This window comes from Fundicoccus sp. Sow4_D5, assembly GCF_052116365.1.
Lineage (GTDB): Bacteria > Bacillota > Bacilli > Lactobacillales > Aerococcaceae > Fundicoccus.
Map to the genome: position 1 here is coordinate 1 of NZ_JBQKLF010000012.1, position 16,701 is coordinate 16,701.

Annotated in this window: 13 protein-coding genes and 4 pseudogenes; all 17 read left to right on the top strand. The window is 33.9% G+C overall.

Annotated elements, in window-relative coordinates:
* Window positions 1-178 (top strand): ATP-binding protein (locus ACTQ45_RS11655; protein WP_441763893.1); only part of this gene is annotated, 178 nt, incomplete at its 5' end.
* Window positions 179-324: 146 nt separating this feature from the next.
* Window positions 325-1,251, top strand: a pseudogene (locus tag ACTQ45_RS11660) (nucleotide sugar dehydrogenase); the annotation flags it as partial.
* Between the two features lie 1,293 nt (window positions 1,252-2,544).
* Complete coding sequence (locus ACTQ45_RS11665; RefSeq protein ID WP_441763814.1) at window positions 2,545-3,567, top strand: polysaccharide biosynthesis protein; 1,023 nt, start codon at window positions 2,545-2,547, stop codon at window positions 3,565-3,567.
* Window positions 3,567-4,676: a polysaccharide biosynthesis C-terminal domain-containing protein gene (locus ACTQ45_RS11670; RefSeq protein ID WP_441763815.1), complete on the top strand. Its 1,110-nt coding sequence runs from the start codon at window positions 3,567-3,569 to the stop codon at window positions 4,674-4,676. Before ACTQ45_RS11665 ends, ACTQ45_RS11670 begins: the two co-directional genes overlap by 1 nt.
* Window positions 4,677-4,679: 3 nt before the next feature.
* Window positions 4,680-5,810, top strand: coding sequence for a non-hydrolyzing UDP-N-acetylglucosamine 2-epimerase (wecB, locus tag ACTQ45_RS11675; protein ID WP_441763816.1), 1,131 nt, complete (start codon window positions 4,680-4,682; stop codon window positions 5,808-5,810).
* A gap of 67 nt (window positions 5,811-5,877) precedes the next feature.
* A complete protein-coding gene (locus ACTQ45_RS11680; protein ID WP_441763817.1) occupies window positions 5,878-6,000 on the top strand; it encodes a hypothetical protein in 123 nt (40 codons plus the stop codon).
* A 1,533-nt stretch (window positions 6,001-7,533) separates the two neighbouring features.
* Window positions 7,534-8,667, top strand: coding sequence for a DegT/DnrJ/EryC1/StrS family aminotransferase (locus ACTQ45_RS11685; protein ID WP_441763818.1), 1,134 nt, complete (start codon window positions 7,534-7,536; stop codon window positions 8,665-8,667).
* Between the two features lie 17 nt (window positions 8,668-8,684).
* Entirely contained in the window at window positions 8,685-9,338 is a 654-nt protein-coding gene (locus ACTQ45_RS11690; protein WP_441763819.1) for a sugar transferase, read from the top strand.
* 16 nt (window positions 9,339-9,354) lie between these two features.
* Complete coding sequence (locus tag ACTQ45_RS11695) at window positions 9,355-9,888, top strand: GNAT family N-acetyltransferase (protein ID WP_441763820.1); 534 nt, start codon at window positions 9,355-9,357, stop codon at window positions 9,886-9,888.
* Window positions 9,875-10,945 carry a hypothetical protein gene (locus ACTQ45_RS11700; protein ID WP_441763821.1) on the top strand — a complete coding sequence of 357 codons (1,071 nt, stop codon included), beginning with the start codon at window positions 9,875-9,877 and terminating at the stop codon, window positions 10,943-10,945. Before ACTQ45_RS11695 ends, ACTQ45_RS11700 begins: the two co-directional genes overlap by 14 nt.
* Before the next feature lie 11 nt (window positions 10,946-10,956).
* Window positions 10,957-12,012, top strand: a complete 1,056-nt coding sequence (locus tag ACTQ45_RS11705) for a lipid II:glycine glycyltransferase FemX (protein ID WP_441763822.1) — start codon at window positions 10,957-10,959, stop codon at window positions 12,010-12,012.
* Between the two features lie 16 nt (window positions 12,013-12,028).
* Window positions 12,029-13,243: a glycosyltransferase family 4 protein gene (locus ACTQ45_RS11710; protein ID WP_441763823.1), complete on the top strand. Its 1,215-nt coding sequence runs from the start codon at window positions 12,029-12,031 to the stop codon at window positions 13,241-13,243.
* A 136-nt stretch (window positions 13,244-13,379) separates the two neighbouring features.
* Window positions 13,380-14,386, top strand: a pseudogene (locus tag ACTQ45_RS11715) (IS3 family transposase); the annotation flags it as partial.
* Window positions 14,387-14,463: 77 nt separating this feature from the next.
* Complete coding sequence (locus ACTQ45_RS11720; protein WP_441763824.1) at window positions 14,464-14,703, top strand: polysaccharide biosynthesis protein; 240 nt, start codon at window positions 14,464-14,466, stop codon at window positions 14,701-14,703.
* 12 nt (window positions 14,704-14,715) lie between these two features.
* Window positions 14,716-14,841, top strand: a pseudogene (locus ACTQ45_RS11725) (hypothetical protein); the annotation flags it as partial.
* Between the two features lie 41 nt (window positions 14,842-14,882).
* Window positions 14,883-15,364: pseudogene (locus ACTQ45_RS11730) on the top strand (UDP-N-acetylglucosamine 2-epimerase); the annotation flags it as partial.
* Window positions 15,361-16,515: a glycosyltransferase gene (locus ACTQ45_RS11735; protein WP_441763825.1), complete on the top strand. Its 1,155-nt coding sequence runs from the start codon at window positions 15,361-15,363 to the stop codon at window positions 16,513-16,515. The pseudogene ACTQ45_RS11730 and the gene ACTQ45_RS11735, both read left to right, overlap by 4 nt.
* The last annotated feature ends 186 nt before the right edge of the window (window positions 16,516-16,701 follow it).

Consider the following 16,701-nt stretch of genomic DNA (forward strand, 5'->3'; position numbering starts at 1 on the left):
ACGACGCCACGATACTCACTCCACTATCTATTGTACACAATTTCGGAAAGCGGATTGGCACCAAAGATTGGGTGGTGGCATTCATGCCGATGCGATTATGGACCGAATTGTACATAAAGCCTTTTGGTACGATACTGGAAAGATGAATATGCGCGAATTTAATGCTCAAACAGAATAACAAATGAACCATAGCCACGCTAACTTGTTAGCGTGGCTACTTAAATGAACCTGATATGCGGACTAGTGGACTCGAAATGGCTATCCAAAGACTCGTCCTGCTGGAGAGGTGGATCTGAGAGCGCGGAATAATCAGGTGTTACGGAAGATGTGTGTATTCCGATTTTAGAAGCGGAATCAGGTCTGAAACATGGTATTGATTTTGCGGTAGGTTATTCACCAGAAAGAATAAATCCTGGGGACAAAGTACACACCCTAGAGAATATTATTAAAATCGTATCCGCAACGACCGATGAGGCTTTAGAAGAAATTGCGAAAGTATATGAGTGGGTGATTAAGGCGGGTGTACACCGTGCGCCAAGTATTAAAGTTGCGGAAGCAGCTAAAGTGGTGGAGAACAGCCAACGTGATATTAACATTGCTTTCATGAATGAATTAGCCTTAGTGTTTGATCGTATGGGCATTGATTCAAAAGATGTAATTGATGCGATGAATACGAAATGGAATGCTTTAGGCTTTACACCAGGTTTAGTTGGTGGGCACTGTATTGGGGTCGATCCTTATTATTTCGTCTATGAAGCGGAGAACTTAGGCTATCATAGTCAAATCATTAAATCAGGTCGTGAAATCAATGATAGTATGGGTGTGAATATTGCCGATAAAATCATTAAAGGCTTAATCAAAACAGGCAAAAAAGTCATTGAGGCGAAAGTAGTGGTATTGGGTTTAACCTTTAAAGAGAATACTCCCGATACGCGTAACTCTAAAGTAGGCGATATACTCAAACGATTAGCGGAGTATGATATTAAACCTGAAATCGTCGATCCATGGGCTTCTGAAACAGATGCATTAAAAGAATATGGCGTGACCTTATCTAAATATGAAGATATCCGTGATGCAGACTGTGTGGTCTTAGCCGTAGGTCATGAAGAATTTAAAGCATTGTCAGTAGAAGACATTGAAGCATTATTTAATCAAGAATTAACAAACGAAGAGCGTGTTCTGGTTGATATTAAGAGTATCTTAGATCATGAGCAGTTTACTTCAAAAGGTTATGCTTATTGGAGATTATAATTAACAAATTAATCTAGAAAAATTATCGTGCTTCGAACTATTAAGAGATATAAGGGTTGAACTATACGATTACACTAGGTAAAACTAGTCCAGTTATGCAATTTGAAGAGACTTCTGTCGATACTTACCAATGTGGGAATCGGCAGAAGTCTTAAACTATTTAAATGCTAGGAAGAGCCAGATGTTTGAACAATCTGGTTATAGACTTATTTAGTAAAGAACAATCGCAAGCTGACATAAAAAAAAGGGATTGTTCTGATAATTGGATAAGGGACGCGTTTATTTATGAAGACGAAAGTCACGGCTAAGGAATGTTAGCCAGTGTCTTCAACTGGAAGGTTTAATGTATAATTGTTGAAACTTGGTTATCGATCACCCAAGCAATTCTGTTTATAACCGGTAGACATAAGCGTCCATAAAAAAAGTTCGTTGAATCTACCATGGAACTAGAAAAAGACTTAACCGCAACTTATGGGATTGGAGAATTAAAAGCGCCCCACAAGCTAGTTATGAAATGAATGAGCGTAAAGAATGTAATTTAGATAATTGAATGGATTATACGGAGTTAAATACACTTTAGGATTCGAATGTACCTAAGTAAACGCTTAGAGACGAAAGTAAAATAACAATGAGGAACGAGTCAATGTGAGTTTTTCACGTTGGCTTATTTTGTATGTTCGTATATAGAAAAATATGATATTATAAAGTTGTCGTCTGACATTAAAAATGAATGGAATAATTAGTAGGATTTGTAAAGCGTTAATTCTTTTTTAGTTGTGAAAAGAATGACTGAGGTTATTTATTTAACTTAAGATGCCAAAGCATATCTCCAATTTTATAAGTGTAGAACGATGTGCACTAGTCACCCAAGCGAAAAAACTACCTATCTATTAGGTAATTCTAATGAAATTATTATAAAAGTAGGAAAGTTCTTATAAAAAAAGCTTTGACGAATTATCACAGGTTTTGAAGAATCTATGAAAGGTTCATTATCAAACCAATTCTGCTCGACAACTTTATACAATTTTATTATTAGTGGTGTGATGATAACCGTTAACTTAGATTTTTTAGAAAAGCTCTCGAGCAACACGAAGAAAAAGCGACTAAAGCTAGGCGTAGAGGTACGAGTGAGAACCAACAGAAACTCATCCGTCGTTTCCTTCCTAAAGTGCAGCTTCTCCAAAGTGTAGGTGACAGTTTGTGTCTGCGATTCCAAAAAGGGATGAATGATTATTAACATATAGAGTATCGTTGCGAAATGAATATTAAATAGTTATTTAAAGGAGTAAAATAATGTTTAAAGATAAAATTTTATTAATAACAGGCGGAACGGGTTCTTTTGGAAATGCGGTTTTAAAAAGATTTTTGGATTCAGATTTTAAAGAAATTAGAATTTTTTCACGTGATGAGAAGAAACAAGATGATATGCGAAAGAAATATAATAATGACAAAGTCAAATTTTATATTGGAGATGTACGCGATATCAATAGTATTCGTGATGCTGTACGAGGTGTAGATTATATTTTTCATGCTGCAGCATTAAAGCAAGTGCCTTCGTGTGAATTCTTCCCGATGGAAGCTGTTAAAACAAACGTTATAGGAACCGATAATTTACTTACGGCTGCAATTGATGCAGGAGTGAGCAATGTCGTTTGTCTATCAACAGATAAAGCTGCTTATCCTATTAATGCGATGGGGACATCTAAAGCAATGATGGAGAAAGTTATCGTGGCCAAAGCTCGTAATATTGATCCATCAAAAACTAAAATTAGTGCAACTCGCTATGGCAATGTGATGGCTTCAAGAGGAAGTGTCATTCCATTATTCGTTGATCAGCTGAAAGCAGAACAACCCCTTACATTAACTGATGGCAATATGACACGCTTTATGATGAGTTTAGATGAAGCCGTTGATTTAGTGTTATTCGCATTTAATAACGCTGAACAAGGTGATATTATGGTTCAAAAGGCGCCAGCAAGTACAATTAATACGCTAGTTGGTTCAATCTCAAAGATATTTAACGTTCAGCCAGAAGTCAAAGAGATAGGAATACGTCATGGCGAGAAAATGTATGAATCACTGTTAACAGCGGAAGAAGCCGTTAGAGCCATTGATATGGGCGATTTCTACCGAGTGCCCTCGGATAAACGTGATTTAAATTATGGTAAATACTTTGAAGAAGGACAAGAACCATCCGGCCTCATTGAAGAGTATAATTCAGATAATACTGAGCAATTATCGGTAGATGAATTGGCAGAAAAACTTTTAGAATTGGAGTATATCCAAGAAGAGTTAGCAAATTGGGGGACACGCTAGTGAATATTCTAGTAACAGGAGCTAATGGTTTTGTAGGGAAAAATTTGGTGGCGACACTTGAACAAATCGAACAATATAATGTATTACCTATTACTCGTGAAACTTCACAAGAAAAATTAACTGAAAGTGCACAAAAAGCTGATTTTGTATTTCATTTAGCGGGTGTAAATCGCCCAAAAGAAGAAAAAGAATTTAGTGAAGGTAATGTTGGTTTTACGCAGATATTGATTAACACGCTTATTTCAGTGGGGAGTACAGCTCCTATTGTGGTAACTTCTTCTATACAAGCTGAAAATGATTCAGCGTATGGTAAAAGTAAAAAAGCTGGCGAAGATTTAGTGTTTGAATACGGAGTGAAACAAAAAGTTCCAACCTATATTTATCGTTTACCAAATCTTTTTGGTAAATGGTCTAAACCAAATTATAATACCGTTATCGCAACTTTCTGTCATAAGATTTCTCGTAATGAAGAAATCACAATTAGCGATCCAAGAGTCCAATTAAAGTTAGTATATATCGATGACTTATTAGACGAGTTTTTAAGAGCTTTAGATAATAACCCAACAATTAATGGTGAATTTTGTGAGGTTCCAATCTTTCATACAGAAACCTTGGGAGATATTGCAAATTTATTGAAAGAATTTAAAAACTCACGAACAAATCTCATCATTTCAGATTTATCTCATTCATTCACCCGTAAGCTGTATAGCACATACTTAAATTTCTTGCCAGAGAATGACTTTAGTTACCCTTTATTAACTCATTCTGATCATAGAGGATCTTTTACTGAGTTTGTTAAGTCACCTTTTGGTGGTCAAGTATCCGTGAATGTATCTAAACCTGGTATTACCAAAGGAGAACATTGGCATCATACTAAAAACGAAAAATTCTTAGTGGTATCAGGACAAGGAGTCATTCGTTTTAGAGATTATTATTCGGATGAAGTTATTGAGTATAAAGTTTCAGGAGAAAAACTAGAAGTGGTGGATATCCCAACTGGTTATACTCACTCAATTGTTAACACTGGAGAAACTGATATGGTCACGATTATGTGGGTAAATGAAATGTTTGATCCGAATCATCCGGATACATTTTTCTTGGAGGTTTAATAAATGAAAAAATTAAAAGTTATGACAGTTGTTGGTACAAGACCGGAAATTATCCGATTGTCATCAGTGATTAAACGATTAGAAGAATCTGAAGCAATTGAGCATATTCTTGTACATACCGGTCAGAATTATGATTATGAATTAAATGAAGTTTTTTTTGAAGATTTCGGTTTGAGAAAACCAGACTACTTCTTAAATGCAGCAGGTGAGACGCCGATGGCGACTGTTGGACAAATATTGGCTAATATTGACCCAATATTAATGGCTGAAGCACCAGAAGCTTTCTTGGTTTTGGGGGATACGAATAGTTGCTTGTGTGCCATTGCAGCTAAACGTCATCATATACCAATCTTCCATATGGAAGCTGGTAATCGTTGTTTTGATCAACGAGTTCCTGAAGAAACTAACCGTAAAATTGTAGATCATGTAGCAGATATTAATTTAACTTATAGTGATATTGCGCGTGAGTATTTACTGGCTGAAGGTTTACCTGCGGATCAGATTATAAAAACGGGTAGCCCTATGTTTGAAGTGTTGACTGAAAAAATGGAAGATATCCAACGAGCAGAAAGTTTTACAAAGTTAGGACTCGTAAAAGGACAATATTTTGTTGTATCTGCGCATCGAGATGAGAACATTAGCTCTGAACGTAATTTCTTAAATTTAGTCGATTCTTTAAATGAAATTGCGAAGACATATGAATTGCCTGTGATTGTGAGTACGCATCCGAGAACCCGAAAAATGATTGAGGAAAAAGGTGTGAAATTCCATGAGAACGTTCAATTAATGAAACCAATGGGCTTTACTGAATATAATAATCTTCAGTTAAATTCTAAAGCGGTATTAAGTGATAGTGGTACAATCAGTGAAGAAGCGTCTATCTTAGGATTTAAAGCATTAAACCTACGTGAAGCTCATGAACGTCCAGAAGCGATGGAAGAAGGGGCTGTGATGATGGTGGGTCTTGATAAAGAAAGAATTATGCAAGGATTAGTTATACTAGATACACAAGATTCTAGCAGTTTGAGATTAGTAAGTGATTACAGTATGCCAAATGTATCAGAAAAAGTTTTGAGAATTATTATGAGCTATACTGATTATATTAACAGAAAAGTTTGGAAAACGGGTTTATAATTGGATATAAACTTCAAAAAAATTAAACTGAATTAAAATAGCCAACTGTGTAATGAACTCCAAAAAGATGGCGCCCCCTAAGGCAGATTTATACTTCATGGGACAAGCGTATTATAAAGATTTAGGTGATGCATTTGATTATACCAAACCTTCTTTGGATACGCCCCTTTGTGGGTATGTTAAACGGTAATATCATGGTTAACGATTTTCAAGACCTTAAAAAAACTGATGGATTTATATTAAGAGATTGATACAGCTACTATTGCTTTCACCAAAATGGCTTAAGAAGCCATTAATCGTTTGGATTCCTTTAATTTGAACAAGCAGCTGATGACTTTAATCGTGAGGACTTCAGGAGTCTAAATTTAGTAGGAAAAACCAGTCTGATAGAGGTACTAAATAAGAGGGTAGTGGCGGAAGAGCTCGACTTATGCTGCTTATTTTGAAATCAAGTTAATCTGTAATCAGACAAGGAAACTGAAGATTATTAACTATGCGATTGAGCCATTAAAAGAAACGCACACTGTAGTTGTGAAATGAATCGAGCGTAAAGAATGAAATTTAGGTAATCGAATGGATTATACGGAGTTAAGTATACATGGGGGATTCCAATATCCCGAAGGAAAGGTTTCACTAAGTGTTACTTGATTCAATCGAGTCATACGCTTATATACAAACGTTAACTAAAAAATGACGAACGAGTCAAGGTGAGTTTTTCACTTTGGCTTATTTAGTATGTTCGTATATAGAAAAATATGATATTATAGAGTTGTCGTCTGACATTAAAAATAAATGAAATGATTAAAAGGATTTGTTAAGAGTTAATTGTTTTTTTAGTTGTTCAGAGAATGAATGAGGTTATCTGTTTAGCTTAAGAGGTCAAAAACTATATCTATTTTTAAAAGTGTAGAATTATTTGTACTAGTTACCCAAACGATAAATATACCTATCTATTAGGTGATTCTAATGAAGATATAGTAAAAGTGGCGAAGTTCTTATAAAAAAACAAACTTTGGTAAATTACCACAGATTAATAAGATTCTAAGGATGAAGGTCCACTCTTAAACCATGGCTTGACTTTTTAAATCGAGGTAAACTAGTCGAAGATTGTAATGATTAGAGTGCTGAGTTTTTCTGACAGAACTGCCAAACTAGGCACAGATGAATGGAGAGTTGAAAACTACTTTTGCCTATCAAAGCAAACATAAATGAAATTACATCGAAAGATAGATCTTTTTGTTTGATCACAAATGTTTAGTCGAAATGATTGATAGTGTACTTATAACGGATAGTGTGGTAGAGGAGCTAGTAAAGATGTTAATAAATAATAGCCTATCTAAATCATTTTTATGAGAATTCATTTAGATAAAGAGAGTAAAGAAAAACAAAGGTGCAAATACTCGAAGTATAGAATATAGTTGAAAAGGTTTTGTTGTGTAAATATCAAGTGTGATAGGAGTTACTGCTGCACCTAATAAAAAAAGTGCCGTGGCTCGAATAAACAAAGCTCTATGGGATGATTATTAGAAAAAGATTATTAAGGACTAATAGAGTCAGCGGGTATTACAGGAAATAAAATTGTCCTTTTCAAAATATCACTAATTTGGATAAAAAGGATACCCGTTGATACATCACACATTATTAAGAAAACCAATGGGTGTTAAGCAGATAAAAATACTTCTATTTAATATATAAACTTCATTCAAGAAAGGATTATGATAAAATGGCTGAGAATAAGACTAATAAGAAGATATGGTTAGCTTCACCACATATGAGTGATGAAGGTTATGAAATGCATTATGTACGAGACGCATTTGATACAAACTGGGTAGCTCCACTAGGACCTAATGTTAATGAGTTTGAGAATGAGTTGGCTGCAAAAGTAGGTTCAAAGCATGCTGCAGCTTTGACTTCTGGTACAGGAGCCATTCATTTAGCTCTTAAAGCTGCTGGTGTTGGTGGAGGTGACATCGTACTTTGTCCTACCCTTACTTTTTCAGCTACAGCAAATCCAATCATTTATGAGAATGCTATTCCTGTCTTTATTGACAGTGATTATGAAACTTGGAATATGGACCATAAAGCATTAGAAGCAGCATTACAGAAATATGGTGACAAGGTGAAGGCTGTTTTAGTTGTCCACGTATATGGCTTATCGGCTGATATGGACAAGATTATGGAGATTTGCAGTAAGTACAAAGTGACCGTCATTGAAGATGCTGCTGAATCTCTAGGTGCTTATTATAAAGGAAAACATACTGGAACTTTTGGTGAATTTGGTGTGTTCAGTTTTAATGGGAACAAGATCATCACTACTTCTGGTGGAGGTATGCTTGTTTCTAATAATGAAGAGAAGATTAAGAAAGTTAGATTCTGGTCCACTCAATCTAGAGATGCGGCAAGACACTACCAACATAGCGAATTAGGCTTCAATTATCGTATGAGCAATGTCGTTGCTGGGATTGGTAGAGGACAGCTAAAGGTGTTAGATCAAAGAGTAGCTAAGAAGAAATATATCTTTGAGTTCTATAAGAGAGAACTTGGTCAGTTAGAAGGCGTTGAGTTTATGCCTATCAACGACTGGAATGAGCCTAATTACTGGCTGAGTGTGATGATAATGAAAGGTAAGGTTAGACCTCTAGATGTCATGGAAGCACTGGAGAAAGATAACATTGAATCAAGACCTGTCTGGAAGCCAATGCATATGCAGCCATTCTTTGCTGAGTATGATTATGTTGGTTCAGATGTCAGTGAGAAATTGTTTGAGAATGGTGTGTGTTTACCTTCTGATACTAAGATGACAGATGAAGATCTTGAGAGAATATGTGGGATTATAAAGGGACTTTGGTCTAAATAAGAAATGGGTGCAGATAGATGCAGAGCGAAGTTAAAGAAGAAGTAAGAGTTAGAAAAGGAATATACAGAAGATTTCTTAAAAGACCATTGGACTTCATTTTGTCTTTGATGGCGATTATTTTTTTAAGTCCGGTACTTATAATTGTTGCTATTCTCATTAAGTTGAAGCTTGGTAGTCCAGTGTTGTTTAAGCAGAAAAGACCTGGGCTTAAAGAGAAGATCTTTACTATGTATAAGTTCAGAACTATGACCGATGAAAAGGACGAGAATGGGGAGCTACTTCCAGACAGTGTTAGATTAACAAAGTTTGGTAGGGTGCTAAGATCTACAAGTCTAGATGAACTTCCAGAGCTGTTTAACATACTGAAAGGTGATATGAGTATTGTAGGGCCAAGACCTTTAGCTGTTCAATATTTACCGTATTATACTGAGACTGAAAGATTGAGACACTTCGTGAGACCAGGGTTGTCTGGGCTTGCGCAAATTAACGGAAGGAACACTGCAACTTGGGAAGAACGTTTTAACTATGATATTAAATATGTAAATGAGATAACCTTTTTAGGAGATTTTAAAATCATATTTCTAACTGTATTAAAGACTATACAAAGATCTGATATAGGTGAACGCGGTGTTGATTCGCCAAAGGATTTTGATAAATATCGAATGAAATAATTTAGGATGTGATGATGTGAACATTATCGGAGATAGAATTTATCTTAGAGCTGTTGAACTTTCAGATAAAGGAATGCTATTAGATATCATAAATGACGAACAAACTGAATACGAATTAGGAGGTTGGTCATTTCCGATATCTGTTCTAAATCAAGAGGAATGGATAAAATCTTTAAAACCAGATAATAAAACTCTTAGATGTGTGATTGTCAATAAAGAGGATGATAAAGCCATAGGTACAGTTATTTTATCTGATGTTGATTATAAAAATGGCACAGCTGAAATTCATGTAAAACTTGAAAAGAATATTAGATCAAAAGGTTACGGTGCTGAAACAATTAATTTGATTGTTGGCTATGCATTTAATGAGTTAAGACTTCATTGTATCTATGCTCATATCAATTCTTATAATAAAAAATCACAGAATCTTTTTGAAAAATGTGGGTTTGTGAAAGAAGGCATTCTCAGGGACAGAATTTTTAAAAAAGGTGACTATCACAATGTATATAGTTACTCACTATTAAAAGGTGATTTTAATGGAAATAGGTAGTGAGTTTTGGATTGATGATAACACTTTAGTTGAACATAACAGTGAAATGCCATCATGGCTAAGGCGGTTTGGAGATGTTGTATTAACATCATCAGGAAGAGGAGCTCTTAGTTTAATATTAGACCATGTTAAGCCAAGAGTTAAGAGCGTTTTATTGCCATCATATATATGTCAATCGGTTATACTTCCATTCGAAAAAGCTGGGTATGAATTGAATTTTTATGATGTAGATAAATATTTAAAGCCTGTTGATATAGAGCTTATAAAGAACTCTAACGTAGGAATATTCTTACACATGGGCTACTTTGGATTTTCAACTAATGAAATTTTATCAGACTTAATTTCAAGTCTAAAATCTGAGTCAGTCATTACAATTGAAGATGTAACACATACACTCTTCTCAAAGCAAAACAGGCCAATAGAAAGTGATTTTATTATTGGAAGTATACGCAAATGGTTTGGGATTCCAAGTGGGGGCTTTTTAGCATCAGATAAAATCACGAAATTAGAATTAATTGATGCTAATGTTGACTTTATAAACATTAGAAGATCGAGTTTACATCAGAAATTTGAATATATAAATTCAGGGAACAAATGTATTAAGTCTACTTATTTGTCAGGATTTAATAGAGCTGAGCATATATTAGATGAAGATATTAGACCTTATAAAATTGATCACGAATCTGAAGTGATAATTATGAATCTTGATGATAAAGAATTGCAGAGTTATAGACAAAGAAATTATAAGTTTTTACTAAAACATTTAAGGGATGTTGGTGGGATAGAAGTTTTATCCAGTGATATAGAAAATGATGTTACTCCGATGTTCTTTCCAATCTATGTAAAAAGTAATAGAGATGAACTAAGGAGTAGGTTGATTGAAAAAGAGATATATTGTCCTGTTCATTGGCCAATACCTAAGCAAGTGAATGGACATCTTGATATTACGACTAAATATATATATAACTCAATATTATCAATCCCTTGCGATCAAAGATATCAAATTGAGGATATGCGTAGAATAATAAACGAAATAGTTAGCTTTTTTGAAGAATAGGATGTGTTAATTTGCTTTCAATAATAACTTTAGAGGAATCAGATAAATGGGACTCAATAGTAAAGAGTTTTAGCAACTATGATGTTTACTACCTGTCTGGATATACAAAGGCATTTAAATTACATGGGGATGGAGAACCAACACTCTTCTACTATAATGATGAAGAAATTCGTGCCATTAATGTTGTTATGATTCGAGACATTGCGATGGGCAAAAATTTCAATGACAAATTAGAGACTCATAGTTGTTTTGATATAACTACACCCTATGGTTATGGTGGATTCATAATCGAAGGGACACCAAATAAAAGTAATGTAAAAAAAATGAATGAAGAATACACTGATTATTGTTGCTCAAAAAACATAATTAGCGAGTTTGTACGATTTCACCCAATTATTGAAAATTCTAAGGTAAATAGTGAAATTTATGAAGTTGTAGATTTAGGGAAGACCATTACAATGGATTTGACTTCCAAAGAACAGATTTGGAATGATCTCAGCAGCAAGAATAGGAATGTAATCAGAAAAGCCCTTAAATCGGGTGTAGAAATATATTGGGGTAGAAGTCCAGAACTTATAGATGAATTTATTCCTTTATATAACGCAACTATGAACAAGGATGACGCTACTAATTATTACTATTTCAATAAAGAGTTTTATAAAAGCGTACTTGAAGACTTAAGATACAACAATTTGATTTTTTATGCCTTGTATGACCAAAAGATTATTTCAATGTCTATGATTCTATTTGGTAATGATAATATGCATTATCACTTATCAGCCTCCGACAGAGAGTACCAGAGTTTAGCAGCAACAAACTTACTTTTGTATGAGGCTGCATGTTGGGGCTGTGAGAACGGGTATAAGTCATTCCATTTAGGAGGAGGCTTAGGTAATAAGGAAGACAGTTTATTTAAGTTCAAAAAAGCGTTTAATAAGAATTCGGACACGTATTTTTCAATAGGGAAGAAGATATTTAATAAAGAGAAATATGATGAATTGATTATGATAAGTGGCATTGACAGCAATGATCCAAATAGCAGTTTCTTCCCACAATATAGGAAGTAATATAAGGAGAGTAAATATGAATATTCTGTTTCTAACACTAAATAGTTTCTCTTCTATAAAAGAAAAGGGTATATATTCAGATTTATTGAGGGAGTTCGCTAAAAATAACCACAAATTATATATAGTAACACCTGTTGAAAAAAGAAAAAATGAAGAAACTACTTTAATTAATGAGAAAAATACCACGATTCTTAAGCTAAAGATTGGAAATATCCAAAAAACAAATTTACTAGAGAAGGGTATTTCAACACTAATGCTTGAGTCAAAGTTTAAGTCGGGAATACAAAAATACTTTAGTGATGTCAGATTTGATTTGGTTTTATACTCAACGCCACCAATTACACTTCAAAAGGCAGTCGCGTACATAAAACAAAAAGATAATGCTAAAACATATTTACTTCTGAAAGATATTTTTCCCCAGAATGCAGTGGATTTAGAGATGCTCAGGACCTCAGGTATTAAGAGCTTAATCTATAAGTATTTTAGGAGCAAAGAAGAGAGATTGTATAAAATATCAGATTATATTGGGTGCATGTCGAATGCAAACGTAGAATTTCTTTTAAAAAATAATCCATCAATACCTAATGAAATTGTAGAAGTGTGCCCTAATAGTATTGAACCAATTAATATTGATATTTCTGAACACGAAAAAAAGGAAATTAGAGAAAAATATAATTTGCCGATGGATAAGACTGTTTTCATTTATGGGGGAAACTTAGGGAAACCACAAGGGATAGATTTCTTGATTGATTGTATAAGAGCTAATGAAGATAATAATAATTCATATTTTTTCATTATTGGTTCAGGAACTGAGTTTGGAAAAATAGAGAATTACTTTGAAAGAGAAAAACCAAGGAATGCTATGTTGCGGAAGCAATTACCAAGAAATGATTACGAACTCTTGGCAAATTCTTGTGATGTAGGATTGATATTTCTAGATAAAAGATTTACCATACCTAACTTTCCATCTAGGCTTCTTTCATATATGCAGGCGTCAATGCCTGTTTTAGCGGCTACTGATATAAACACAGATATCGGAGAAATTATAGATCGTAGTAACTTTGGTTATTGGTGTGAAAGTGTTGATGTCGGTAAGTTTAATCAACTTGTTAATAAATTATGTGATGAAGAATTAAGAGTAAGTTTAGGTAGGAATGCAAGAGAATATTTGGAAGAACATTACTCAGCAAAGAACTCGTATGAAATAATTATAAAACATTTTAAGAATTAAAAGAGAGGTAATGGATAGATTACATTAAGTTGGACAAATAAATAAGGGCTAGTAAACTTAGACTATAACTATAAGGGAGCGTGCTACTATGACACGTCAACGTTGAACATTTACACCCGAATTTAAACTACAATTAGTGAAGCTTTATGAAAATGGTAAATCTCGTGCAGACATTGCGAGAGAATACGATATTACACCCTCTGCATTAGATCTCTGGGTTAAAAATCATCAAGAAACAGGTTCTTTCGCAGCCAAAGATAATCGGTCTGAACAAGAAAGTGAACTCGCTCGATTACGCAAAGAAAACCGGCGTTTATTAATGGAGAACGATATTTTAAAGCAAGCAGCGCTGATCATGGGACGAAAATAGATGTGATTCGAAATAATGCTCATAAACATTCAGTATCAGCAATGTGTGACGTCCTCAATATTCCGAAAAGCACCTATTATTATCATGCCGATTTATCTTGTAAAGATGTCAAAAAGGCCGAAGATATAGAGATTTCAAAGGAAATTACCCGTATTTTTAAAGAGAGCCGTCATGATTATGACACTCGTAAAATCAAAAAAGAATTAGAGAAATTACCTGAACCGAAACATGTTTTACGTTGTCTAATTGGGCGTCTAATGAATGAATTAGTCTTGGTATGAAACTATACCGTGTCGCAATTTAAGCCACATAAATCAAGTTGTAACGAAGCTCCAGTAAAAAATGAACTAAAGCGTCACTTCAAGCAGGATGAACAATTAGCAGTGATTGTTAGCGATTTAACATATGTCCGTGTCGGAAAAAATTGGCACTATGTATACCTGTTTGTCGACTTGTTTAATCGTGAAATTATTAGGCATAGTGCAGGTGCGAACAAAACGGCAGAGCTTGTGTATCAAACGATTGCGAGCATCCAAGTTAATTTAAATGATGTCAAAATGTTTCATACCGACCGAGGAAAAGAGTTAGATAATAAACTAATTTCAGAAGCACTTGAAACGTTTGGTATCCAGCGATCGCTAAGCATGAAGGGATGCCCTTATGATAACGCTGTGGCTGAAGCAATGTTCAAGGTATTTAAAACAGAATTCGCTAATCAAGCTCACTTCTCTTCACTTGAACAGCTCGCTCTTGAACTTAATGATGACGTTCATTAGTTCAACAACATTCGAATTCACGGAACACTAGGCTATTTAACGCCTGTGGAATTCAAGTAACTGACCTTATAATTTTGCCCAGTTTAGTGTTGCCAATCCAAAAGGCACCGGCTAGTACTATTAACACATTAGTTAAATCTGTATCGAAAATATTCAACGTAAAACCAGAAGTCAAAGAAATAGGCATTCGACATGGTGAAAAAATGTATGAATCATTGTTAACTGCAGAAGATGCAGCTAGAGTTATTGATTTGGGCGATTTCTATCGTGTACCATCTGATAAACGAGACTTGAATTACAGTAAGTATTTTTAAGAAGGTCAAGCCCCTTCGGGTATGATTGAAGAATATAACTCGGAGAATACTGATCAGTTGACTGTAGAGGAATTAGCAGAAAAACTATTAGAGTTAGATTACATCCAAACGGAATTAGCAAATTGGGAGGGGAAATAGTGAAGATACTTGTTACAGGTGCAAATGGTTTTTTCGGAAAAAACCTAATTTCAACTCTTGAACAAAATGAGGAGCATGTAGTTTTATCAGTAACACGTCAAACGTCTAGTACGCATCCGAGAACCCAAAAATGATTGAGGAAAAAGGTGTGAAATTCCATAAGAATGTTCAATTAATGAAGCCAATGGGCTTTACTGAATATAATAATCTTCAGTTAAATTCTAAAGCGGTATTAAGTGATAGTGGTACAATCAGTGAAGAAGTGTCTATCTTAGGATTTCAAGCATTAAACTTACGAGAAGCTCATGAACGCCCAGAAGCAATGGAGGAAGGTGCTGTGATGATGGTAGGTCTTGATAAAGAGAGAATTATGCAAGGGTTGACGGTATTAAATAACCAAGATGAAGAGACTTTAATATTGGTAGCAGTTTACAGTATGCCTAATGTATCTGAGAAGGTTTTAAGGATTATTGGAAGTTATACGGACTATGTAAATAGAGTGGTTTGGAGTGTAAGTAAATGAAGAATATTGTGATATTTAATCAAGGATATCTACCAGCAACCTCATATGGTGGTCCTGTCGTTAGCATAACAAATATTGTTACTGAATTAAATGAAAATTTTAATTTTTACATTATTTGTACAGCATATGAGTTAGATGGTATAAATCAATTACCTGATATCATACTGGATAAATGGAATTCTGGAAATAATGGTGAGCAGATATTGTATTTAAGTCATGTTAATAACAACTTTTCTTTCATCAAAAAATCTTTATTTCAAATAGAATCAATTGATTTGATTTATGTAAATAGCTTTTTTAATGCTAAGCAATTGTTTTATGGGTATAAAGTGAGTAAAGCTTTCAATTGCCCATTTATCATTGCTCCACGAGGTGAACTGGAAGAGAATGCATTGAAAATAAAAAGTTACAAGAAAAAGCCATATGTTTTTATAATGAAAAGAATATTGAATAAAAATGTCTATTATCAATCTACTAGTGAATTAGAAGGCAATAATATAATGAAAATTTTAGATGTAAAGAATTTCAATGTATTAGATTTACCCAACTTACCCTCAATTCCACAAAGTATAAATATTAGTAAATATAACAAAAAGAGTAATGAGATAAAAATGTGTTTCATATCTAGAATACAGGTCAAAAAAAATTTAGTGTTTGCATTAGAATGTCTATATAAAGTTAGTAGTGAGATTAAAATCACATTTGATATTTATGGAACGATTGAAAATGAGGCATACTGGAAGCAATGTCTAAAACTTATAGATAAAATGCCTAGTAATGTAATTGTTAATTACAATGGTGTAGTTAGTAGAGATAAAATTTTCGAAACATTTAGTAGATATGATTTATTTTTTTTCCCTACGTTAAGCGAAAATTACGGACATGTAATAGGAGAAGCATTATATGCAAGTTGTCCCATATTAATAAGCGATCAAACACCTTGGACGGATATTAATGATACTTATGGTGGTAGAGCATATTCACTAGACGGTAAAAATAAATTTGTAGACTACATTGAAGAAATTGCTATGTCGAGCTTAACTAGTATGAACATAATTAAAAACAGCGCTAAAAAATTTGTTGTCAACAAATCTGATATTGAGAATAAAAAAAATAAATATATTAAGATTTTTAATGAACTTATGATTTAAATGTCATTATCATAAGAATTGAAGAGTATTCAATTCTAGGCTTTTAAGCGTTAAATTATGTGAAGCAAATGAACGTTTAGAAGGAATGAAAGAAAGCTTCATAATGATGTTAGGGCTAAAGAAGAACGAATTAACAATGTCGGCAATGAATGTTTTTCTTATTTAAAATAAACTAAGCCAAAATGC

Bases quoted from the DNA above. Each gene is read 5' to 3' on its own strand.
- ACTQ45_RS11690 (WP_441763819.1), top strand. From the start codon at position 8,685: ATGCAGAGCGAAGTTAAAGAAGAAGTAAGAGTTAGAAAAGGAATATAC.
- ACTQ45_RS11665 (WP_441763814.1), top strand. From the start codon at position 2,545: ATGTTTAAAGATAAAATTTTATTAATAACAGGCGGAACGGGTTCTTTT.
- ACTQ45_RS11700 (WP_441763821.1), top strand. From the start codon at position 9,875: ATGGAAATAGGTAGTGAGTTTTGGATTGATGATAACACTTTAGTTGAA.
- ACTQ45_RS11680 (WP_441763817.1), top strand. From the start codon at position 5,878: ATGGCGCCCCCTAAGGCAGATTTATACTTCATGGGACAAGCGTATTAT.
- ACTQ45_RS11685 (WP_441763818.1), top strand. From the start codon at position 7,534: ATGGCTGAGAATAAGACTAATAAGAAGATATGGTTAGCTTCACCACAT.
- wecB (WP_441763816.1), top strand. From the start codon at position 4,680: ATGAAAAAATTAAAAGTTATGACAGTTGTTGGTACAAGACCGGAAATT.
- ACTQ45_RS11735 (WP_441763825.1), top strand. From the start codon at position 15,361: ATGAAGAATATTGTGATATTTAATCAAGGATATCTACCAGCAACCTCA.
- ACTQ45_RS11710 (WP_441763823.1), top strand. From the start codon at position 12,029: ATGAATATTCTGTTTCTAACACTAAATAGTTTCTCTTCTATAAAAGAA.